A 20,084-nucleotide genomic window follows, 5' to 3' on the forward strand; every position below is an offset into this window, starting at 1 on the left:
CTCCTGGTTCCTACGCGGTGAAGGTGCGGTCGACGGCGTCGAGGATGCGGTCGACGTCCGGCAGGAAGTGCTCCTCGAGTTTCGCCGGCGGATACGGGACGGTGAAGCCGCCGACGCGGGCCACCGGCGCTTCGAGGTGATAGAAGCAGCGCTCGCTGATGCGGGCCGCGATTTCGGCACCGATCCCGAGGAACACGGGTGCCTCGTGGGTAACGACCAGGCGTCCGGTGCGCTGCACGGACTCGGCGACGGTGTCGACGTCGAGCGGGGAGATGGACCGCAGATCGATCACTTCGATCGACCTACCTTCGTCCGCAGCGACTTTCGCGGCTTGGAGTGCCGTCGTCACGAGCGGCCCGTAGGCGACGACGGTGGCGTCGGTGCCCGGAGCGACCACCCGGGCCTTGTGCAGGGGACCCGTCTCGGCGGCCGGGTCGATCTGCCCCTTCTCCCAGTAGCGGCGCTTGGGTTCGAAGAACAGCACCGGATCGTCCGACGCGATCGCCTGCTGAATCATCGTCTGCGCGTCGGCGGCGGTGCTGCAGGTGACGACGCGAAGACCCGCGGTCGCGGCGAAATATCCCTCCGGCGACTCGGAGTGATGCTCGATCGCACCGATGCCGCCGCCGTACGGGACGCGGATGGTGATCGGCATCTTCACGTTGCCGCTCGTGCGGTAGTGCAGTTTGGCGACCTGCGAGACGATCTGGTCGAAGCCGGGGTAGATGAACCCGTCGAACTGGATCTCGCACACCGGGCGGTATCCGCGCATCGCGAGACCGACTGCGGTGCCGATGATCCCGGATTCGGCGAGCGGAGTGTCGATGACACGGTTGGGACCGAAGTCCTTCTGCAGTCCGTCGGTGATGCGGAAGACGCCGCCGAGTTTGCCGATGTCCTCTCCCATGAGCACGACCTTCGGGTCGTTCTCGAGGGCGCGGCGCAGGCCGGCGTTCAGGGCCTTGCCGAGCGGGAGCGTGGTCGGGGCGGCCGCGGAGATGGCTGTGCTCATGCGTCGGTTCCTTCGAAACTGTCGAGGTAGGCGGCGAACTGGCGCCGCTCTTCGTCGACGAGGGGATGAGGCTCGGCGTACACGTTGTCGAACAGGGACATCGGCTCGGGTTCGACGGTCTCGAGGCACCCGCGGCGCAACGCCGCTGCCGTGTCGTCGGCGCGCTGCTGCACGGCGGCGAGGTAGTCGTCGTCGATCGCGCCCGCCGACTCGAGCAGGGCGCGGATGCGGTCGAGGGGATCCTTGCGTTTCCATTCCTCGTCGAGCGCGGCCGGCCGGTACCGGGACGGGTCGTCGGACGTAGTGTGCGGGCCCATCCGGTAGGTGACCGCCTCGATCAGGGTGGGTCCGCTGCCTTCCCGTGCCCGTTCGAGCGCGGCCCGGGTCACGGCGATCACGGCGAGGACGTCGTTGCCGTCGACGCGCACGCTGGGAACCCCGAAGCCCCGGCCCCGCGCGGCGATACTCACCCGCGATTGCAGACTGACCGGTTCGGAGATCGCCCACTGATTGTTCTGGCAGAAGAACACCACGGGCGCGTTGAAGCTCGCGGCGAACCCGAAGGCCTCGGAGATATCGCCCTGACTGGTGGCGCCGTCGCCGAAGTAGGTGATCGCGGCGCCGTCGGAGCCGTCGAACTGCATTCCCATCGCGTACCCGGTGGCGTGCAGCGCCTGCGCGCCGACGATGATCGCGGGGGTCGTCATGTTGTATTCGAACGGGTTCCAGCCCGAGTGCGTCGAACCCCGCCAGAATCTGAGCATGTGGGGGGGTCGACGTCGCGGCAGTACGCGACACCGTGTTCGCGGTAGCTGGCGAACACGAAGTCGTCCGGACGGAGGGCGCGCGCCGACCCGACCTGCGCGGCTTCCTGCCCCAGCAGCGGAGCCCACAGCCCCAGTTCGCCCTGACGCTGCAGCGCGGTCGCCTCCGCATCGATGCGCCGCACCACGACCAGGTCTTCGTACAGCGCACGCACCGCGGTGATGTCGACATCGTCTACGTACCGGGTGTAGTCCGGATGCTCCACTCGCGCACCGGTTTCGGTGACCAGCTGCACCACATCGTCATTGTCGAACACGAAAACCTCCGAAAGTGATGTACCGGGAGAGCTCGCCACCCGCGAGTGACCGTGTCGGTCAGAATGTTGCATTCACACAATCATCAGGATTCATCATGCGCAAGTGTTGTCACTCCAAATAAGCAGAATGCTCAAGGCTCGGGCTTCGATCTCTGGCATACTGCGCTACATGACGAAACTCGATCGGACCGACGCCCGGCTACTGCTCGCCCTGTGCGACGCCCCACGCGCCACCGGGGTGCAGCTGGCCTCGCTGCTGGGGATGGCACGGAATACCGTGCAAGCACGGATGTCTCGCTGGGAGGAGCAACGAGTGCTCGCACCGGTCGACCGCTGCGTGTCACCCCGCGATCTGGGATACCCCCTGCAGGCGTTCGTCACCGCGGTGGTCGATCAGCATCGCCTCGAGGACGTCATCGAACACCTGCGGGACATCGCCGAGGTCGTGGAGGTCGTCGGCATCTCCGGGGCGGCGGACCTGCACATCGGCGTGGTCGCCGTCGATGCCGACGATCTGTATCGGGTCGCCGGCCTCATCCTCGCCGTGCCCGGGATCGAGCGCACCACCGTGTCCGTCGCGATGCGCGATGCCATCCCCTACCGCACCCGGCCGCTGCTCGAGCGGATCGCCGAGGAGCAATGACGAAGGCGCTGCCGTCGACCGCCCGGCAGCGCCTGTTCTCCGATCAGTGGTGTGCCGCGACGACCTCCCCGCCGACGTCTTCGGCACTGCGAGTGGGACTTACCCGCGATCTGAGCACGAGAACCAGCACCACGGCGACGAGCATGACCGCCCCGACGACCCACAGGCCTGCGCGTGAGTTGCCGGTGGCGTCGAACAGCCATCCCGTGACGTACGGAGCCCCGAAACCGCTCGTGTTGCCCACCGAGTTGACGACGGCGATGCCTGCAGCGGCGCCCGCGCCGGTGAGGAACGTGCTGGGCAGGTACCAGAACACCGGCAGGGCACAGAACACACCGACCGCGTTGACGGTCACCGCGATCATCGTCGTGAGCGGCGACTGCATGTACAGGGCGATCGGAATGGAGACGGCTCCGATCAGGGTGGGGATGGCGACGTGCCAGATCCGCTCCCCGGTCCGGTCGGAGTGCCTGCTCCACAACACCATTGCGACAGCACCGGCCGCGAACGGGACCGCGACGATCAACCCGGTGGTGACCAGCGAGAAGTCGGTGTCGAATGTCTTCTTGAAACCGGCGACGATGCTGGGCAGGAAGAAGCTGAGCGAGTACAACCCGTAGGTAATTCCGAAGTAGACGAGCCCCAGCATCCACACGCGGGAGTCCGTCAGCGCCCGGCGCACCGACATGTGAGAGCCGGATTCGGATGCCTCGGATTCGAGTTCGTGTGTGAGCCACGCCTTTTCGTCCTCGTCCAGCCACTTGGCCTGCGAGGGCCGGTCCGTCAGGTAGAACCAGGTGACCACCGCGAGCGCGACGGCGGGGATCCCCTCGAGCAGGAACATGACCCGCCACCCGGACAGTCCGAACAGCCCGTCCCAGTATTGAATGATGGCGCTCGACAGCGGGGCGCCGAGCGCCGACGACACCGGGAGCGCGAGAAGGAACAGGCCCATCAGCCGGACCCGATAGGCCCGGGGAAACCACAGCGTCAGGTAGAGCAGAACACCCGGGAAGAATCCCGCCTCGGCGATACCCAACAGCATGCGCAGCGCGTACAGCGAGCCGGCATTGGGCACGAAGGCCATCGCCGCCGCGATGATTCCCCACGTGAGCATGATCCGGGCGATCCACCGGCGCGCCCCGAACCTGTGCAATGCGAGATTGCTCGGCACTTCGAACAGGAGGTATCCGATGAAGAAGAGCCCGGAGGCCAGACCGAACATGGTCTCGGTGAGTCCGAGTTCCTCGCTCATCGTCAGCTTCGCCAGCCCGATATTGGTCCGGTCGAGATAGTTGACGAAGTAGGCCAGGCCGAGGAACGGAATGAGCCGCCGGGCGACCTTCCGGACCACCCTCGCCTCGATCTCGGGTTGCTGCAGTACAGACGACATGAATGACTCGGCTTCCTGAAGATTGGGCGCCCGACGGGGGCGACGTGATGTGGACCACTGTATGAGCCGGATCGCTTCGAAACTATGGAGAAATCACCCATGCGGCGACTGGATGAATGGAGAGAATCGGCCTCGGCCGCAGCTACCGTGAGCATTCCGGACCGCCGCGCGTCACGGCTCGACAGCAAGCCGTGCGCGTCGGGGGTTCGCGCGAAAAGCAGGTTACGAGAAGATCTTTCCTGGATTCAGGATTCCGTGTGGGTCGAGGGCGTTCTTCACCGATCGATGCATGCCCAGGACGACCGGATCGAGTTCCTGGGCGAGGCCGTCCATCTTCAGCAGACCGACACCGTGCTCGCCGGTGACCGTGCCGCCGAGTTCCAGTGCCGCGTCGATGATGTCCGTGAACGCGGCCTGCGCGCGGACGCGGGCCGCCTCGTCGTCGCGGGGTGTGATCAGGAGCGGGTGCAGGTTTCCGTCGCCGGCGTGTGCGATGTTGGCGATGGTGGTCTCGTGGGCGATGCCGATCTGTTCGATGCGCGCAAGCATCTCGGGGACAGCCCGTTTCGGTACGCACACGTCTTCGGTGAGGACCGGTCCGAGTCGCTCCATCGCGGGGTAGGCCAGACGACGCGCAGCGAACAACGCGTCGGCTTCCTCCTGGTCGGTGGAGACGGCAGACCAGGTGGCTCCGGCTTCCTCGAAGCACGACAGCATCTTCTCCGCTTCCTGGTCGCCGACGACTCCCGCGGTGTCGATGCGGCCGAGCAGAACGACGTTCGCCTCCACCGACAGGCCCATCTTCTTCCAGGCGTCGACGGCGATGAGGCACTGTTTGTCCACCAGTTCGAGCGCCGACGGGGTCAGTCCCACCGCGGCCACCGCGCTGACGGCCCGGCCCGCGTCGACGATGGAGTCGAAATAGCCGGCCACCGTGCGCTGCGGGTCCTGGAGTGGGCGCAACTTGACGGTGATTTCGGTGATGACGCCGAGCGTCCCCTCGGACCCGACCATCAGACCCGCCAGATCGTAACCGGCCACGCCCTTGGCGGTCTTGCGTCCGAGGCACACGAGGTCGCCGGTGCCGGTGACGATCTGCATGCCGAGCACGTAGTCACGGGTGACGCCGTACTTGACGCAGCACAGTCCGCCCGCGTTGGTGGCGACGTTCCCTCCGATCGTCGACCACGGTGAGCTGGCCGGATCCGGCGGATACCAGAGCCCGTGTTCGGCGCACGCGGCGCGGAGATGATCGTTCACCACGCCGGGCTCGACGACGGCATACCGCTCGAGCGGATCGATCTCCTTGATCGCGTTCATGCCCTCGAGCGCGAGGACGACACACCCGTCGGTCGCGTTCGCGCCACCGGACAGACCGGTCCCGGCACCCCGCGTGACGACGGCGGTGTCGTGGTCGAGGCACGCGCCCACGACAGCCTGGACTTCGAGGGCCGTTCGGGGCCTGACGACAGCGAGCGGAGCGGCGTACGGCGCCCACTCGGCTTCGTCGTGCTGGTACTTCGCGACGACGTCGGGGTCGCGCACGACGCGATCCGCGGGAAGGGATGCCAACAGTGCATCGATCAACATGGCGAAAACCGGTCCTTTGCGGGCGAGAAGGTGATGTCTCGAATCTAGCTGTGATCTGGATCTCGGCCAATGTAGATTCCATCTATCAAATCCAGGAATCCATGGATGGAGACACCAGTGAGTACTGCCGATCGCGGCTGGATGGAACTGCTGCTCGACGACGCACCCATCGACGAACTCGATGCCCTCCGGCGCACGTTGATCGAGGAATCCGACGCGTCCGGCAGGGCCACGGTCGAACGCGAAGCCAACGCCGCACTTCGGCTCCGGGCGCAGCTCGATCAGCGCCAACAGCGCAGTAGGGAGTTGGCGGCGCTCAACGACATCGCCGCCCGATTGACGACGGTTCGCTACGACCGGGTGTTGCTGCAGGAAGTGGTCGATCAGGCGAGGCAACTGCTCGGAGTGGATCTCGCCTACATGGGATCGGTGTACGACGAGGAATTCGTCATCGAGGTCACCAGCGGGGCCCTGACCCCGAACCTCGTCGGAATCCGGTTGTCCCTGGACGAAGGACTCGTGGGCCTGATCGTCCGCAGGTCCGCGCCGGAGTGGACGCCCGACTACCAGAGCGAACCGGCGTTCCGGCACATCACCGGAGCCGACAGCGCAGCGCGGTCGGAGAACATGCGCGGCCTGCTCGGGGTGCCCCTGCGCGTCGCCGATCGCGTCATCGGCGCACTGTTCGCGTGCAAGCGTCAGGAACGGGCCTTCACCGAATCCGAGATCGCGCTGCTGTCGGCGCTGGCAGCCCATGCGGCGATCGCGATCGAGAACGTTCGCTCGTTGGAACGCGAACGAGACACCGTCGCACGGCTCGAATCGGTGAACGCCGAATTATCGCAGCGCACAACCGAGCTCGAACAGATACTGCAATGGGATCGGACGCTGACTCAGGTGGTGCTGCTCGGCGCCGGGGTGCAGCGTCTGGTGCAGGAGGTCGCCCAGCTCTCCCGGCAACCGGCCTATTTCGTACAGGATGAAACCGAGTTGCCCGTGGACCTGATGCCGCATGCCGATGATGTGTCGGCGGCGGTCCGTGAGCTGCGCGCGGGCGGGAAGGACCACGCCGAACGCGGCGAGGTGATCGCGCAGCGTGTCGCGGCTGCCGGCGAGATGCTCGGCGCGCTCCTGTCCGTGGGAGCCAGGCAGCCGACCACTCGTCTCCTGCTCGAACGCGCGGCACCCGCGATCGCGCTGTCTCTCGCCGAGGAACGTGCCGCGGGGGAGGCGACGCGCCGCGCACGGGATGCGTTTCTCGTCGATCTGCTGACCCATCCCGCCGCCACCGCACAGGACGAGCGCCGCCAATTGCGGTTGGCCGGACTCAACCCCGACACGACGTACTGCGTCGCCGTGGCGATCGCCACGGGCCAGGACACGGTCCGCACCGCTCTCGGGACATTACCCTTCCCCTCGGGAACCGTTGCAGCGGAACATGGCTCCCGCGCGCTGGCGGTCGTGCCCGCCAAGGATTCTGCCTCCGTCCAGGCGGTGTTCACCGCCGGACGGCTCGACGCGACGATCGGTATCGCGGAGCCCGCGCGTGGTGCGAAGGCACTCGCGCGTGCCTACGTCGAAGCCCAGCAGACCGTCGATGTGCTCGACACATTGGGACGCGCGGGTGAGGTCTCGTCCGCGCGCGGTCTGGGCATCTACCGGATCCTGCTGAGCCACATGGCGCGCGAGCACCTCGACGAACTGACCGAAGCTCAACTGGGCCCGCTGATGGCGGAGCAGGCCAAACGCGGAGTGCCACTGCTGGAAACACTGTCGGAGTATCTGGCTCACGGCCGTCACCATTCGGCGACCGCGTCGAGTCTCGGCGTGCACGTCAACACCCTCTACCAGCGTCTCGACGCGATCGACCGCCTCCTCGGCCCGGACTGGCGCGACCCCGACAAAGCTCTCGATCTGCAGGTGCTGATGCGGTTGCGGAGAACGGCGGAACTACTCGGCGCACGAACTCGGTGACACGGTTCAGGCGCTGATGCCGCCCGTGAGGATGGCGGCGAGTTCGGCGTAGGCGTGTGCGTCGTCGAGTCCGGTGCTGTCGCGGACCCCGCGCTGCTGGATGCGGACCATCATGGTGGCGGCGAGGTCGGCGGCGAAGGCGGCATGCACGTCGCGGAAGTCCCCGCCGGCGACGCCTTCGGTGATCAGCTCCTGGACTCGACCGGCCGCGAACTGGGTGTTCCGTTCGTACACCTCGCGTGCCGGCGGGAAGGCGTCGAGGTCGGCCATGAACTGGTCGGATGCGGCCGAGAGGGCGGTGCCGACGGCCGACAGGTAGGCGGTGATCCGCTCGCGGGCCCCGGTGATCGGCTCGATGTGCGACTCGACGTCGTCGGTCGCGCGGCGGAAGAAGTGCACGGTGGCGGCCCGGACCAGCTGTTCTTTGCTGCCGGCGAGGGTGTACAGCGTCGACTTCGAACAGCGCAGCCGGTTCGCGATCTCGTCGAGCGTGAGGTGGGCGAACCCCTCGACCAGGATCAGGTCGACGAGGGCGTCGAAGAGCTGGGTGCGCCGTCGGGTGGCGAAACCGGTTCGGGTGGGCTGCTCCATGACAGAAATAGTACTGGGCGATGCCTTGCAGTACTATTTCGCAATCAGTACCCTGGGGCGTAATCCAGTACTGTTTTCCGTAGCCTTCTCGAGGAGAAACCGTGGCCGTCGATCGCTTGCTGCCTACTGACGAAGCCCGTGACCTGATCCAGCTCACGCGTGACGTCGCCGACAAGGTCCTGACGCCGATCGTCGACGAGCACGAGAAGGCGGAGACCTACCCCGAAGGCGTGTTCGCCACCCTCGGCGAAGCCGGACTGCTGAGCCTGCCGTACCCGGAGGAGTGGGGCGGCGGCGCGCAGCCGTACGAGGTGTACCTGCAGGTGCTCGAGGAGATCGCCGCCCGCTGGGCATCGGTCGCGGTCGCGGTCAGCGTCCACAGCCTCGCCTGCCACCCGCTGATGGCGTTCGGCACGGACGAGCAGAAGCAGCAATGGCTCCCGGAGATGCTCGGCGGCAACACCATCGGCGCCTACAGCCTGTCCGAGCCGCAGGCCGGATCCGACGCCGCCGCACTGACCTGCAAGGCCTCCGCAACCGACGGCGGGTACGTCGTCAACGGCGCGAAGGCGTGGATCACCCACGGCGGCATCGCCGATTTCTACAACCTCTTCGCCCGCACCGGTGAGGGATCGAAGGGAATCTCCTGCTTCCTGGTCCCCAAGGACACCGAAGGTCTGACGTTCGGCAAGCCCGAGGAGAAGATGGGCCTGCACGCCGTGCCCACGACGTCCGCGCACTACGACGACGCCTTCGTGCCCGCGGAACGACGCATCGGCGCGGAGGGCCAGGGGCTGCAGATCGCGTTCAGCGCACTCGATTCCGGCCGGCTGGGCATCGCCGCGGTCGCTGTCGGTCTCGCGCAGGCAGCCCTCGACGAGGCCGTCGCCTACGCCCAGGAACGGACTGCGTTCGGCAAGAAGATCATCGACCACCAGGGACTCGGTTTCCTGCTGGCCGACATGGCCGCCGCCGTCGACTCCGCGCGCGCCACCTACATCGACGCGGCCCGCCGCCGCGACGCCGGCCTGCCGTACTCCCGCAACGCGTCCGTCGCCAAGCTCGTCGCGACCGACGCCGCCATGAAGGTCACCACCGACGCCGTCCAGGTGCTCGGCGGCTACGGCTACACCCGCGACTTCCGCGTAGAGCGGTACATGCGGGAAGCGAAGATCACGCAGATCTTCGAGGGCACCAACCAGATTCAGCGCCTGGTCATCAGCCGCACCCTCGCCGCGAACTGACGTACCCACCTTCGAGAAAGGCTCCTCCACTCATGCCCACCTCTGTGATCGTCGCAGGCGCCCGCACCCCGATCGGCCGCCTGCAGGGTTCCCTCGCCAGGTTCTCCGGCGCCGACCTCGGCGGAATTGCCATCGAGGCGGCGCTCGGCAAGGCCGGTGTGGCCCCGGACCGGGTGCAGTACGTCATCATGGGGCAGGTCCTCACCGCCGGCGCCGGGCAGATGCCCGCCCGGCAGGCCGCCGCGAAGGCCGGCATTCCGATGAGCACCCCGTCACTGAACATCAACAAGGTGTGCCTGTCGGGGGTCGAGTCGATCATCCTCGCCGACCAGTTCATCCGGTCCGGCGCATTCGACGTGATCGTCGCCGGCGGCATGGAGTCGATGAGCCAGGCACCGCACCTGCTGCCCGGTTCACGCGGCGGTTTCAAGTACGGCGACGTCACCCTCGTCGACCACATGGCCCTCGACGGGTTGCACGACGCGTTCACCGATCAGCCGATGGGGCTGCTCACCGAGGCCGGCAACGACAGGGACGTCATCGCCCGCGAGGACCAGGACGCGTTCGCGGCCCGCTCGCACCAGTTGGCGGCCAAGGCCTGGGACAACGGAATCTTCGACGACGAGGTCGTGCCCGTCGAGATCCCCGCCCGCCGCGGTGAGAGCACCTGGCTGCGCCGCGACGAGGGCATCCGCCCCGACACCACCGCCGAAACCCTGGCGCGGTTGCGTGGCGCGTTCCGGGACGGTGGCACGGTCACCGCGGGGAACGCGTCGACGATCAACGACGGCGCCTGCGCGGTGGTGGTGATGAGCAAGGAACGCGCCGAGGCCGAAGGGCTGACCTGGCTGGCGGAGATCGGCGAGCACGGCATGGTCGCCGGCCCGGATTCGGGTCTGCAGTTCCAGCCGTCCGGTGCCATCGCGAAAGCGTGTGATGCAGCCGGTATCGCGCCTGCCGAGTTGGATCTGATCGAGATCAACGAGGCGTTCGCCGCGGTCGGGATCGCCTCCACCCGCGAACTCGGCGTCGACCCCGACCGGGTCAACGTCAACGGCGGTGCCATCGCCCTCGGTCATCCGATCGGCATGTCCGGCGCCCGCATCACCCTGCACCTCGCGCTCGAGTTGCAGCGCCGCGGCGGCGGCATCGGCGCCGTCGCCCTCTGCGGCGGCGGCGGACAGGGCGACGCCCTGATCCTGCGCGTCCCCTGACAACCCCCTTCCCCATACTGCCGCAAACCTATTCGAGGAGAACTTTGTGAAGATCGATGGAGCCGTCGCTGTCGTCACCGGCGGAGCATCCGGACTCGGTAACGCCACCGCCAGGGCCCTGCACGAGCGCGGCGCCCAGGTCGTGCTGCTCGACCTTCCGTCGTCCGACGGGGAAGTGGCCGCCAAGGAGATCGGGAAGGGCGCCTACTTCACGGCCGCCGACGTCACCTCCGCCGGTGACGTCACGTCCGCGATCGACTTCGCCGCGTCGCTCGGCGACCTCCGCGTGGTGGTCAACTGCGCCGGAATTGCTACGCCCGGCAAGGTTCTCGGCAAGGCCGGCGCCCTTCCCCTCGCGGACTTCGAACGCGTCGTCCGCATCAACCTCGTCGGCACCTTCAACGTCCTGCGCCTCGCCGCCGAGAAGATCGCCCAGACCGAACCCGTCGACGGGGAACGCGGCGTCATCATCGACACCGCCTCCGTCGCCGCATTCGACGGCCAGATCGGTCAGCCCGCCTACGCGGCGTCCAAGGGCGGCGTCGCCGCCATGACGCTGCCGATCGCCCGCGAACTGGCCCGCCACCTCATCCGCGTCGTCACCATCGCACCCGGAATCTTCGAAACGCCCATGATGGCCGGACTTCCCGAGGAAGCGCAGAAGTCCCTCGGACAGCAGGTGCCGCACCCCTCCCGGCTCGGCAAGGCCACCGAATACGCCGCCCTCGCCGCGCACATCATCGACAACGCCATGCTCAACGGCGAAACCATCCGCCTCGACGGAGCCATCCGGATGGGTCCCAGGTAGGCGGCCGGGGCTCGATGATCTCCGCGGTGTGTTCTCGCAATGCCGGGACGGGCTTCAGAAGTGGCCGTGTGCCGGCGAACGTGACCCGGGGGGACACTTTCTGACGGTGGAGCTTTCGAACAACGAACCGCTGGCGGATGCGCACAACGCCCTGCTGCCGCCGGATGCCTTCCACCTGCCGGTGGGCCGCCCCGTCACCCACAAGGTCTACCGGGACGCCGCGCACCATTCCCGCCTCGTTCTGCCGTTCACGACACGCAAGACGGAGGAAATGTAGCGACGGTGGATTCGGCCCGCGGACCGGCGGAGCACTGGCCATCGGCGAGCGGATCGGTCACGATCGACGGGTGGACCGCACCGCCCGACTCGCCCTCGCCGTCGACAGACAGGGCGGACGATGCCTGTGGTGCGGTCGTCGTTTCGGACCGTTGATTCCGCCGACCACCGAACACCTCGTGCCACGACTCAAGGGCGGGCCCAGCATCGCAGCCAACGAGGCCGCCGCGTGTCCGCGGTGCAACGCGGACCGCGGCCACACCGGTCCGGTCGACTGGCTCGCGCAGTGCCGGAACCAACACGGTTGGGCCCCGCAGGCAAGCCTGCTCGCGACACTCCTGAACACGTTGGACGCCGAACTCGACAACGTGGGTGGGCATCGCCGCGCCAAGCGGTACCTGTCCGGCCAACTGCGGCGCTGCCGGAGCGATCACATCGACTGAATCGGGTCAGCGTCGCCCGTTGGCCGCCGTCTCGTTGCGCGCGCTCGGAATACCACCGGTAAGTCCGCTGTTGAGGAGAATGACGGTGGCGCTCATACCCCGGGTACCACACCAGAAGAGTCGCTGCGAGCGACCACTTGCCGAGAGGCGATATGGCGTCACTGTCATCTCTGACCGGGTAAGACCTACATTGCGTAGCGTTCCCGGAAGGATGAGGAGTCGCTGACACCGGGGAAGGTGTCGGCGGCTTCCCTCTGCCTTGGACCCTGAATTCACGGCAATCCTGAGACCACAGGCAGACATTTCGGACAGCGTTCTCAGGTTCGGGCCGTAGACTTACGCAGATCCACCGGGCCGGCTCTTTCCGGCCTCGCTCGACACATCTCGTTCGACAGAGAGAATCCACTATCACCAATCCACACCGCGCCGGAACATCACCGAGAACCCACAATCTTCGCCACGCGGCAGCTGGCACGGCCTGGGTACTTTCGTTCGCCTACTTGTTGGCGGAGGTGTTCACCGCGGCGGCGTGGAGCACGCCTTACAGCTTCGCGCAGGACTCGATCAGCTCCCTGGGCGTGACGACCTGCGAAGTCGGATCGTGCTCACCGCTGCACGACGTCATGAATTCGGCGTTCGTCGCGCTCGGCGTGCTCACACTCCTCGGTGCACTGTTTCTTCATCGGCACATCAGAAGTGGCCGGGAGAAGAAGTGGATACTCTCGCTTGCCGTGATCATCGCGGTGAGCACCGCTGCCACCGGTCTGTTTCCGGCGAACGATGGAACGATCATCCACTGGTCGGCCGTGTTGCCGGGCTTCGTGGCGCGCCACGTGGTGCTCGTGCTCATCGCCTGGCATATGTGGCACGAGAAGCGGCTGGTCGCCCTGTGGTCCGCGCTGTGCGCACTCGTGGGCCTGGTCGGCGCCGGCCTCATGCTGGGTCAGGCGCTGCATTTCGGCCTGGGGGAGCGTCTCGCTCTCTACCCGTTACCGATGTGGATGGCCGTGACCGGCATGGCGGTACTGATGGGGCTGGCGCGCCGCACGGTGTTCCGCAATGTCGAGTTCTCGCTGCGCGCTTTCCACCCGCGCACCGCTATTTCGCGGGCGTGGACTCGGCCACGATACCTTCGTCGACGAGCTGACGCACGGATGTCCGACGGCGCCGTGACTGCGGGCGGTGGGGCGTCCGGACGCTCAGTGCGGTGATCGTCGCGGGCGTCGTCGGCGCAACTGCTGGTCAGTGACGCTCGCCGGTCGGGGCTGTTCCGGTGCCCGGTGGCGGCGTCTCTGCGCGGGCCAGTTCGGCGACGCGGTCGGCCAGCTCTCCGGTCAGTGTCGTGTCGGGTTCGGTGCTCGTGACGTCCGCGAGCTGGGTTATGACGTCGGCGGTCGCGGGGTCGGCAGTGTCGGTGGCCGCGGAGTGCTCGAGCTGGCGCGGCGCCTCAATGTCTTCGAGGTGCTCGGCGAGCAGGTCGGTGTCGAGTTGTTGTGCCGCCTTCTCGTTCAGCTCGGCGTTCTCGACGGTCGCGGACCGAGGGGCGGTCTCGACATCAGCGGCAGCGATATTCGATGCGCCGGCATCGTCCTCCCTGTCTGATGCACTGCCGGAGATCAGGGTGCTGCTGGGTGCGGTGTCAGCGGCACCATGGGCACGGTCCGGGTTACCCAGAACGGTGCCGACGGCACAATCGAGAAGGCTGAGGCTGCCCCGATACAGCCGCCGGGCCGGTGCCGCGGGCGCCAGGTGTGCGACTAGCTGGTCGTCGATCAGGTGAAGGGGGTAGCGCACGATTGTGTACTGCACACGCAGTATGGCCACGGGTAGTGCGGTGAGGATGTTCATGAAGGCTCCAGGTTCGGGGTGGCAGGTCTATCGGCAGGGTGCGGAGTGATCGGCTGCGCGCGGCGCCCATCCGTGGTGGAGTGGAATCAACCGTGCGCTGCGGGTCGTTTCCTCCCGCGTTTCCTGTACAGGACATAGGCGATCACGCCGACCAGAATGACGATTCCGATAACTTCCACAGGGAGCGGTTACCCGATCGGTGCGTTCCTCACGCGGTGCGCGAATCCAAGCTCGGGCCTGGCCGTCACCGCGCCCGGACGCGGTGACGACACGTGTACCGAGGTACTCAACCGTGACCGAAAGCAAGCCTGCGCGCCTGCACCGGCGGGTCAGCGTTGCCCGTTGGCTGCCGTCTCGTTGCGGCGCTTGGCCTTTTCCGCTTCGGCCAGCTTCTCCACGCGGTCGGCGCGAGCGCGTTTGTCCGCCGCCTCGCCCTGCTTGTCCGCGGCATCCTTCAGCTGGGCCTTGGCCGGCGCTGCCGCCGCTTTCTCCGCTTCCCGGAGTTTGGTCTGCTCGGCGCGGTGCTCGGCCTCTGCGGCCCGGGTGCGTTGGGCGGCAAGTTGATCGGCGTTCTTCTTCGCGACCTGCTTGCGTTGCTCGGCGTCCCGTATGGCGGCCTGCTTGCGCTCGTCCTCACGCCGGCGGGCCTGCTCGACGCCGCGCTGCTTCGCCTCCCGCGCCGCCACCTGCTCCCGGTGGACCTGCTTGCGCTTGGTTTCCAGTGCCGTGTCGGCCTCGGCCTCGGTACGCGCCGCCTCCTGGTCGAGTTCCGCCGCCCGCGCCAGCGCGTCGCTGCGCTCGGTGAGCGCCTCACCGCGCCGCTCGGTGTCACGGTCGCCGAGTGCACTGCCGACGGCGCCGTCGAGCACCCCCAGGGTGCGTTCGTACATCAGCCGGGCCGGTGATTCGGTGGCCAGCCGGGACATCAGCTGGTCTTCGACGAGTTGCAGAGGGATCCGCAGGATCGTGTACTGCAACCGCAAGATCGTGATGGGGACGGTGAGGATGTTCATGAAAATCTCCGATGATTCGTGGGGAGTGGATCAGGACAGGCCGGCGTCGCCGGTGAGGCCCTCGGCGGCGCGCCGAACTCGTTCCGCCTCGTCGCGGGCGGCGTTCGCCTCACGCACCGCCCGCCGGTGTTCGTCGGTGGCGTCGACGGCTTCTTCGGCGGCAGCTGCCGTCTTCGCTCGTGCGGCGGTTTCCGCGCGGGCCGCTTCGTCGCGGGCGTCAGCCGCCGCGCGGGACTGCTCCTGCGCGACCTGGCGGTGCTGGTTCTGCTCCGCTGCCTGGTGCTCGGCGTGCTGCCGGTTCCGGGCAGCTTCTTCGGCGGCCGCCGTCTCCGCACCGATCGCAGCGCGTTCCTCGGCACTCTCGCGACGCACCTCACCGAGTTCCTCTGCGGCCTGCGAGGTTTCCGCGCGGGCCACGGCCTCGGCGCTGTTCGCCTCTCTACGTTGCTGCGCCTGCGCCTGTTGCAACTGTCCTTCGGTGGCCAGCGAGTCGTTGCCGGTCACTGCCCCGGCCACTTCCTTCACCTTGCCCTTGACCGAGTCGAGGAGACCCTTGCGCGCTTGTCCGGACGTGTTCTGCTCATTCATGAGAATGTTCTCCTGGTATTCGGGCGGGCGACGGTACCGCCACCCGCGGGTGGGGTGGTCCGATCAGTTGATGCCGACGACTTCCTGCGCGATGGCGGCGAGGCGGGTCTGCGCTGCCGATACCACCCCGTGGCGGTTCTTGTTCGCCTCTTCGTGGGCGATGATGATGCGAATTTCGCCAGGTACGGTGAGTTCCTTCACCGCGGCCACCGCACCGGAGACATTGAGTTCGGTGTATTCGGAGATCGGGAGCTCTTCGTCCTCGAGAGAACCATTGACGGTTCGGGCATTGCGGATGGCATCCGCGACACCGGATGCGCCTTCTCGGCGGGTCACCTCTTCGGCCGACTCGAGTGCCGCGTCGCGACTGGCGACGAGCGTCTTCGTGGCCACGTCACCGGCGTGGGCACCGCGGCTCAGAAGCGCACCGATCCGGTCCGGGGTGGCCCGGACGGTGTCGATGGCGCGATCGATTCCGCGCGCCGACCACGTCGCCGGGACGTTGATCAACCGGATCGCGGTCCCGGTCGCGGCCTGCATCGGGGTGCGTCGCAATGCCGCCGGGCCCCCGAGGGCGTCCTCCGCCAGCACCGTCGTCAACCATTCGACTGTGGCGGTGTGGGCGGTGATCAATCGTCCGGCCAGTGCAATGACGCCGGTGTGCTGCGACGCGGTCGCCAGTGCCCGGAGATAACGCGCCCGGTCGAGGAGCTGGTGCTCGAGGATCAGATCACCGAGCAGGGCCTCGTCGAACGGCTGCGCTTGCTCGGCCATCGCCTTCACCATCGCAGTCGCGCGACCGAGGAACGGGCCCACGACGTCGGGAAGTCCACCGAGGTCCCGGATCGCTTCCTCCACTGCGCCGGCGCGCTCACGCGCATTGCCGGCATTCTGCGACAGCTCCCGGCGGACCGCTTCTGTTCGAGCTTGCGCGATCCGGGTCTCAGCGACCTGAATTTCGTTGTGCGTCAGGTCCAGTACGATTCGCAGCTGGTTGATCACTGTGGCGGTGTTGTCGGTCATGCATTACTCCTGAGGTCGAGTGAGTCGGGTGCGCGGTGTGCGCCGGCCGGACGCGTGGCGGCGTCATCGGCGCCGGCCCGGCGACGGGCGAACCGCGAGATTCCGAGCAGGCCGCGCGATGCGGTGGTCGGTTTGCCGGCGCGGCGTTCGAGGTGATTACCGAGTCGGGACAGTACGGCGGCCACGAGGGGAAGAGCGAGAACGATCATCTTCCATCGGCGTAGCAGACGGCTGACGAGAATCCACATGGGATGAACCTTTCTTATCGAGCAGTCAAGCTGCGGCGCAACGCAGCCCGGGCGCCGATCACGGAGAGCAGACCGAGGGTCGCAACTGTGAACGACGTCGTGGCGGCCACGGCAACCGACAGCATGGTGATCGCCGCGAGGTCGAGAACACGCCGGACGCCGGGGAGTTCCACCAGGGAGGGGTGCCCGGCGTGGACGGGAGCTGTATCGATAGGCGACGGAGTTGCACCGTCAACGAACAAGGGGGAGAACAAATCTGACAAGATCTTGATCCAACTGTCTGGGGCGCGGACGCTCCTCGGACGAAGGGTGCCGCGGAGTCGATCGACCAACGACGCGGCGCGGAGGTCCGGCAGATGTGGCGCCGGAACCCCCGCGCTACGAGAAGGACTAGACGCCCGTGTGCCGATCGGTGTCCGTGTAGTGCTCGCGGCTACCCGACTTGGCAATGCCCCGGCTGACGATGTAGGCGATCGTCAGAATGACGATGTAGAACCAGGCGCGGTCCGCCCGGAAATAGTCCTCGTGTGCGTCGGTCGTCTGCACCAGATACGAGGCGATGAGGACACCGATGACTGCGGCGATGTAGACGAAGAACTCGGTGGTCTTGAACGCGGCCTTCGTCTCGGTGCTGCGGCGCTGATCGAGCTGAACGCGCGGACCGGAAGCTACGGCGCCGGTGTTGCTGTGGGTGACAGGATTAGGGGAGGTCATGGATGACTCCTTCAACGGGGTGCCCGGTATTGCAGATTCGGGTCACCATGTACGTCTCCTCGAATGAGGTGGACGTTGGTGAGCGCGACCCTCTGCTGGAGCGAACCCATACAACGCAAGTATACCCATTAGTAACTACAGTGCAAGTGTACGGTGTAGATAAGGGCTGCATAAGACGCGATCCGGCGTGGACGCGTCTCTTATGGTCGGTCTTGCATGAGGAGGCAGTGATGAGTGCGCGCACGGACTCGGACGAGTCGAATACCCCGAAGGACCGTCCCCGGATGCGAACTCGTCTGACCCGCTTGACCACCGAGCAGGTGCTGGCCACCGCCCTCGAGATCGTCGACCGCGAGAGCGTCGATGCCCTCTCGATGCGCCGGTTGGCGCAGGCACTCGACCGGGACGCGATGAGTGTGTACCGCTACGCGGAGAACAAGGCCGCACTTCTCGACGGTGTCGTCGAACTGGTACTCCGGGAACTCGTCATCGACCCGGACGCGCAGGACTGGACGCAGGAATTGCGGTTACTTGCCCACCGCTACCGTGACCTCGCACTCGCGCACCCCAATGTCGTTCCACTACTGGTGACCCGCCCCCTCGCGACACCACTGGGCTTACGACCCCTGGGCACGCTGCGTCCGCTCGAGGACTTCCTCGAACTGCTCATCCGGGCCGGCTTCTCCCCACCGATTGCGTTGCGCTCCTACCGGCTGTTCTTCGGATTCCTGCAAGGGCACATTCTCGACGAACTCCAGGAACTGATCGAGGACCCAGAAGAGTCGGAGGATGTTCTCCGGCTCGGACTGCACCGCCTGCCGCGCAGCAAATTCCCCCGGTTACGCTCTCTCGCTTCCGAACTCGCCGACTACGACGGTGCGCAACTTCTCGACGAGGGCCTCGATGTCACCATTGGCGGCCTCGAGACCCTCTTCCAGACCACCACCTCCGCAACCGGCACATGATCGGGCCCCGGCGATCCTTCCGCGTGTAACGACGCCCGGGGCCGGGCACTCTCGAATATGGGATCGAACGCACGCCGCCCCATCAGCTCGTCGGCCGCGACTCTCGGCGGTCGGCTGGTGCAGCTGGTCGGTGATCGCGACGCCGCCGGGTTCTCGTTCGAGGTATCCCGAGTATGCACCGAACCGCACCCCGTCGGAGAGCGGCCGGAATACGGCGATGTGATTGCGTGGGTTGTCGATGCCATCGTCGGCGTGGTCATCGCGCGCCTGGGCGCCGCGGGCCCAGGGGAGAGGTTCGTTCTCGACCTGCGCTTCGCGGACGGCGGGTACGTCGACGTCGACGCCCTGCCGGCATCGGCACGCTGGGTGCTGCGGACGGTGTCGGCCTTTCTCGCCGAGGATCACGCCGAGGTGGAGCGGTCGCTTGCCGACGAGCAACAATTCGACCTCACCATGCGCGCGGAAACCCTGGCCGACGCGGTCATCTGGCTCGACTTCGTCCTCGATGTCGACCTCCCCGATCCACCCGACGTCACCACCGCATAGGGAGAGTTTCCTGTGCGGAAAGCAGTTCCTGCGGGTCTCGGTCCAGGTTCAGGTCTGCCGGTCAGGCCGGGTGGTCCGCCTGTTCGTCGGGGTATTCGTGTGCGGTCAGGAGCAGGTGGTCGAACCGGGCGCGAAACGACGCAGGGAGGGTCGCCTCGGCGGCGAGGGCCCCGACGAAGCGCTCGGCCAGGGTGTGAAGTTTGATGTTCGTCTCCTGTGAGCGCCAGGTGAGGATGCCGAAGGCACGCTCGGAGGAGATGCCGTAGACGAGCATGAGAGCACCCTTCGCCTGCTCGATCACCGCCCGCGATTTCTCGAGTCCGGCGACGGCCTCGGTGAGCGCCTCGTTGAATTCCCTGAGGTCGGTCTCCAATGTTTCGGTGACGTCGATGTAGTACCCGGATGTGCCGATGACCTGGCCGTTCTCGTCGAGCATTCGATCGCCGACCACGATGACGTGGTGGATGCGGCGGTCGGTATCGATGATGCGGTGCTTGCTGCTGAACGGTTCGCCGGCATGGATCATCTTGTCGAAAAGTGCAGCAACCTGTGATTGATCGTCTGGATGCTTGTGGGAGAGCAGAATTTCGTTGGTGGGGATGACCTCACCCGGTTGGTAGCCGTGCATCCGGGCAACGGAGTCGGACCATTCCCAGCGCTCGCCGTCGAGGTAGAACCGGAAACTTCCGCCCTGTGGCGGTGCATTCGCGCCGAGGAGCTCATCTCTGTCCACAGCCACGCCCACTGCCCGCCGTGCTCAACCCTCGCCTCGATCCCACTGCCACAGTATGCCGAGCACCCATACCGGCGTGCACAGAAATAGTCCACACCGGTGTACCCGACGGCGTCACCACGCCCGAGAGCACGGTC

21 protein-coding genes and 2 pseudogenes are annotated in these 20,084 nt (G+C 66.8%); 10 read left to right on the forward strand and 13 right to left on the reverse strand.

Features of this window, described 5'->3' with window-relative positions; genetic code table 11:
- Positions 1-10: 10 nt before the first annotated feature.
- Both PSR88_RS17225 and pdhA read right to left on the reverse strand, forming a co-directional pair.
- A complete protein-coding gene (locus PSR88_RS17225) occupies positions 11-1,012 on the reverse strand; it encodes an alpha-ketoacid dehydrogenase subunit beta (RefSeq protein ID WP_016881877.1) in 1,002 nt (333 codons plus the stop codon).
- Positions 1,009-2,093, reverse strand: a pseudogene (gene pdhA, locus PSR88_RS17230) (pyruvate dehydrogenase (acetyl-transferring) E1 component subunit alpha). Before pdhA ends, PSR88_RS17225 begins: the two are co-directional and overlap by 4 nt.
- Before the next feature lie 169 nt (positions 2,094-2,262).
- On the opposite strand from pdhA, the gene PSR88_RS17235 reads away from it, so the two are divergent.
- Complete coding sequence (locus tag PSR88_RS17235) at positions 2,263-2,736, forward strand: Lrp/AsnC family transcriptional regulator (protein WP_016881876.1); 474 nt, start codon at positions 2,263-2,265, stop codon at positions 2,734-2,736.
- A 43-nt stretch (positions 2,737-2,779) separates the two neighbouring features.
- Here PSR88_RS17235 and PSR88_RS17240 read toward each other — a convergent pair whose 3' ends face one another.
- Both PSR88_RS17240 and PSR88_RS17245 read right to left on the reverse strand, forming a co-directional pair.
- On the reverse strand, positions 2,780-4,129 hold the full coding sequence (locus PSR88_RS17240; protein ID WP_016881875.1) for an MFS transporter: 1,350 nt from the start codon (positions 4,127-4,129) through the stop codon (positions 2,780-2,782).
- 222 nt (positions 4,130-4,351) lie between these two features.
- Positions 4,352-5,719 (reverse strand): FAD-binding oxidoreductase, encoded by a 1,368-nt coding sequence (locus PSR88_RS17245; RefSeq protein WP_016881874.1) that lies wholly within the window; start codon positions 5,717-5,719, stop codon positions 4,352-4,354.
- Positions 5,720-5,824: 105 nt separating this feature from the next.
- On the opposite strand from PSR88_RS17245, the gene PSR88_RS17250 reads away from it, so the two are divergent.
- Entirely contained in the window at positions 5,825-7,693 is a 1,869-nt protein-coding gene (locus PSR88_RS17250) for a helix-turn-helix domain-containing protein (protein WP_016881873.1), read from the forward strand.
- Between the two features lie 6 nt (positions 7,694-7,699).
- Here the strand turns inward: PSR88_RS17250 and PSR88_RS17255 are convergent, their stop codons facing one another.
- Entirely contained in the window at positions 7,700-8,284 is a 585-nt protein-coding gene (locus PSR88_RS17255) for a TetR/AcrR family transcriptional regulator (RefSeq protein WP_016881872.1), read from the reverse strand.
- 101 nt (positions 8,285-8,385) lie between these two features.
- On the opposite strand from PSR88_RS17255, the gene PSR88_RS17260 reads away from it, so the two are divergent.
- The 6 genes and pseudogenes from PSR88_RS17260 (at position 8,386) to PSR88_RS17285 (ending at position 13,480) form a co-directional block, all read left to right on the forward strand.
- Entirely contained in the window at positions 8,386-9,528 is a 1,143-nt protein-coding gene (locus tag PSR88_RS17260; RefSeq protein ID WP_016881871.1) for an acyl-CoA dehydrogenase family protein, read from the forward strand.
- Between the two features lie 32 nt (positions 9,529-9,560).
- Positions 9,561-10,742: an acetyl-CoA C-acetyltransferase gene (locus PSR88_RS17265; RefSeq protein ID WP_016881870.1), complete on the forward strand. Its 1,182-nt coding sequence runs from the start codon at positions 9,561-9,563 to the stop codon at positions 10,740-10,742.
- 46 nt (positions 10,743-10,788) lie between these two features.
- Positions 10,789-11,550: an SDR family NAD(P)-dependent oxidoreductase gene (locus tag PSR88_RS17270; protein WP_005257808.1), complete on the forward strand. Its 762-nt coding sequence runs from the start codon at positions 10,789-10,791 to the stop codon at positions 11,548-11,550.
- 91 nt (positions 11,551-11,641) lie between these two features.
- A pseudogene (locus tag PSR88_RS17275) lies at positions 11,642-11,827 on the forward strand (X-Pro dipeptidyl-peptidase domain-containing protein); the annotation flags it as partial.
- 70 nt (positions 11,828-11,897) lie between these two features.
- Positions 11,898-12,269, forward strand: a complete 372-nt coding sequence (locus tag PSR88_RS17280; protein WP_016881868.1) for an HNH endonuclease — start codon at positions 11,898-11,900, stop codon at positions 12,267-12,269.
- A 512-nt stretch (positions 12,270-12,781) separates the two neighbouring features.
- On the forward strand, positions 12,782-13,480 hold the full coding sequence (locus tag PSR88_RS17285; RefSeq protein ID WP_011596035.1) for a DUF998 domain-containing protein: 699 nt from the start codon (positions 12,782-12,784) through the stop codon (positions 13,478-13,480).
- A 31-nt stretch (positions 13,481-13,511) separates the two neighbouring features.
- Here PSR88_RS17285 and PSR88_RS17290 read toward each other — a convergent pair whose 3' ends face one another.
- The 7 genes from PSR88_RS17290 to PSR88_RS17320 all read right to left on the reverse strand — a co-directional run bounded on the left by PSR88_RS17290 (position 13,512) and on the right by PSR88_RS17320 (position 17,703).
- A complete protein-coding gene (locus tag PSR88_RS17290; protein ID WP_011596036.1) occupies positions 13,512-14,117 on the reverse strand; it encodes a hypothetical protein in 606 nt (201 codons plus the stop codon).
- 329 nt (positions 14,118-14,446) lie between these two features.
- On the reverse strand, positions 14,447-15,130 hold the full coding sequence (locus PSR88_RS17295; protein WP_016881866.1) for an IF2 family translation initiation factor: 684 nt from the start codon (positions 15,128-15,130) through the stop codon (positions 14,447-14,449).
- Positions 15,131-15,160: 30 nt separating this feature from the next.
- Positions 15,161-15,718: a CsbD family protein gene (locus tag PSR88_RS17300; protein ID WP_011596038.1), complete on the reverse strand. Its 558-nt coding sequence runs from the start codon at positions 15,716-15,718 to the stop codon at positions 15,161-15,163.
- Positions 15,719-15,781: 63 nt separating this feature from the next.
- Positions 15,782-16,741, reverse strand: coding sequence for a hypothetical protein (locus tag PSR88_RS17305; protein WP_011596039.1), 960 nt, complete (start codon positions 16,739-16,741; stop codon positions 15,782-15,784).
- Positions 16,738-16,989, reverse strand: coding sequence for a hypothetical protein (locus PSR88_RS17310; RefSeq protein WP_009476404.1), 252 nt, complete (start codon positions 16,987-16,989; stop codon positions 16,738-16,740). The genes PSR88_RS17305 and PSR88_RS17310 overlap by 4 nt, the downstream gene beginning before the upstream one ends.
- 14 nt (positions 16,990-17,003) lie before the next feature.
- The gene (locus tag PSR88_RS17315; RefSeq protein WP_009476405.1) at positions 17,004-17,162 is read right to left on the reverse strand and encodes a hypothetical protein; all 159 of its coding nucleotides are present in this window, start codon (positions 17,160-17,162) and stop codon (positions 17,004-17,006) included.
- A gap of 217 nt (positions 17,163-17,379) precedes the next feature.
- Positions 17,380-17,703, reverse strand: coding sequence for a hypothetical protein (locus PSR88_RS17320; RefSeq protein ID WP_011596040.1), 324 nt, complete (start codon positions 17,701-17,703; stop codon positions 17,380-17,382).
- Positions 17,704-17,933: 230 nt separating this feature from the next.
- Between PSR88_RS17320 and PSR88_RS17325 the strand changes: the two genes are divergently transcribed.
- Together PSR88_RS17325 and PSR88_RS17330 are read left to right on the forward strand one after the other, a co-directional pair.
- Entirely contained in the window at positions 17,934-18,668 is a 735-nt protein-coding gene (locus PSR88_RS17325) for a TetR/AcrR family transcriptional regulator C-terminal domain-containing protein (RefSeq protein ID WP_016881865.1), read from the forward strand.
- A 57-nt stretch (positions 18,669-18,725) separates the two neighbouring features.
- On the forward strand, positions 18,726-19,214 hold the full coding sequence (locus PSR88_RS17330; RefSeq protein ID WP_011596042.1) for a hypothetical protein: 489 nt from the start codon (positions 18,726-18,728) through the stop codon (positions 19,212-19,214).
- A gap of 61 nt (positions 19,215-19,275) precedes the next feature.
- On the opposite strand, the gene PSR88_RS17335 is transcribed toward PSR88_RS17330, so the two are convergent.
- Positions 19,276-19,959 (reverse strand): PAS and ANTAR domain-containing protein, encoded by a 684-nt coding sequence (locus tag PSR88_RS17335; RefSeq protein ID WP_011596043.1) that lies wholly within the window; start codon positions 19,957-19,959, stop codon positions 19,276-19,278.
- Positions 19,960-20,084 lie beyond the last annotated feature (125 nt).

Source organism: Rhodococcus sp. DK176 (genome assembly GCF_038447315.2).
Classification (GTDB): Bacteria; Actinomycetota; Actinomycetes; order Mycobacteriales; family Mycobacteriaceae; genus Rhodococcus_F; species Rhodococcus_F jostii_A.

Bases quoted from the DNA above. Each gene is read 5' to 3' on its own strand.
- PSR88_RS17320 (WP_011596040.1), bottom strand. From the start codon at position 17,703: ATGACCTCCCCTAATCCTGTCACCCACAGCAACACCGGCGCCGTAGCT.
- PSR88_RS17265 (WP_016881870.1), top strand. From the start codon at position 9,561: ATGCCCACCTCTGTGATCGTCGCAGGCGCCCGCACCCCGATCGGCCGC.
- PSR88_RS17240 (WP_016881875.1), bottom strand. From the start codon at position 4,129: ATGTCGTCTGTACTGCAGCAACCCGAGATCGAGGCGAGGGTGGTCCGG.
- PSR88_RS17245 (WP_016881874.1), bottom strand. From the start codon at position 5,719: ATGTTGATCGATGCACTGTTGGCATCCCTTCCCGCGGATCGCGTCGTG.
- PSR88_RS17250 (WP_016881873.1), top strand. From the start codon at position 5,825: ATGGAGACACCAGTGAGTACTGCCGATCGCGGCTGGATGGAACTGCTG.
- PSR88_RS17255 (WP_016881872.1), bottom strand. From the start codon at position 8,284: ATGGAGCAGCCCACCCGAACCGGTTTCGCCACCCGACGGCGCACCCAG.
- PSR88_RS17305 (WP_011596039.1), bottom strand. From the start codon at position 16,741: ATGACCGACAACACCGCCACAGTGATCAACCAGCTGCGAATCGTACTG.
- PSR88_RS17225 (WP_016881877.1), bottom strand. From the start codon at position 1,012: ATGAGCACAGCCATCTCCGCGGCCGCCCCGACCACGCTCCCGCTCGGC.
- PSR88_RS17290 (WP_011596036.1), bottom strand. From the start codon at position 14,117: ATGAACATCCTCACCGCACTACCCGTGGCCATACTGCGTGTGCAGTAC.
- PSR88_RS17330 (WP_011596042.1), top strand. From the start codon at position 18,726: ATGGGATCGAACGCACGCCGCCCCATCAGCTCGTCGGCCGCGACTCTC.
- PSR88_RS17235 (WP_016881876.1), top strand. From the start codon at position 2,263: ATGACGAAACTCGATCGGACCGACGCCCGGCTACTGCTCGCCCTGTGC.
- PSR88_RS17295 (WP_016881866.1), bottom strand. From the start codon at position 15,130: ATGAACATCCTCACCGTCCCCATCACGATCTTGCGGTTGCAGTACACG.
- PSR88_RS17310 (WP_009476404.1), bottom strand. From the start codon at position 16,989: ATGTGGATTCTCGTCAGCCGTCTGCTACGCCGATGGAAGATGATCGTT.
- PSR88_RS17325 (WP_016881865.1), top strand. From the start codon at position 17,934: ATGAGTGCGCGCACGGACTCGGACGAGTCGAATACCCCGAAGGACCGT.
- PSR88_RS17300 (WP_011596038.1), bottom strand. From the start codon at position 15,718: ATGAATGAGCAGAACACGTCCGGACAAGCGCGCAAGGGTCTCCTCGAC.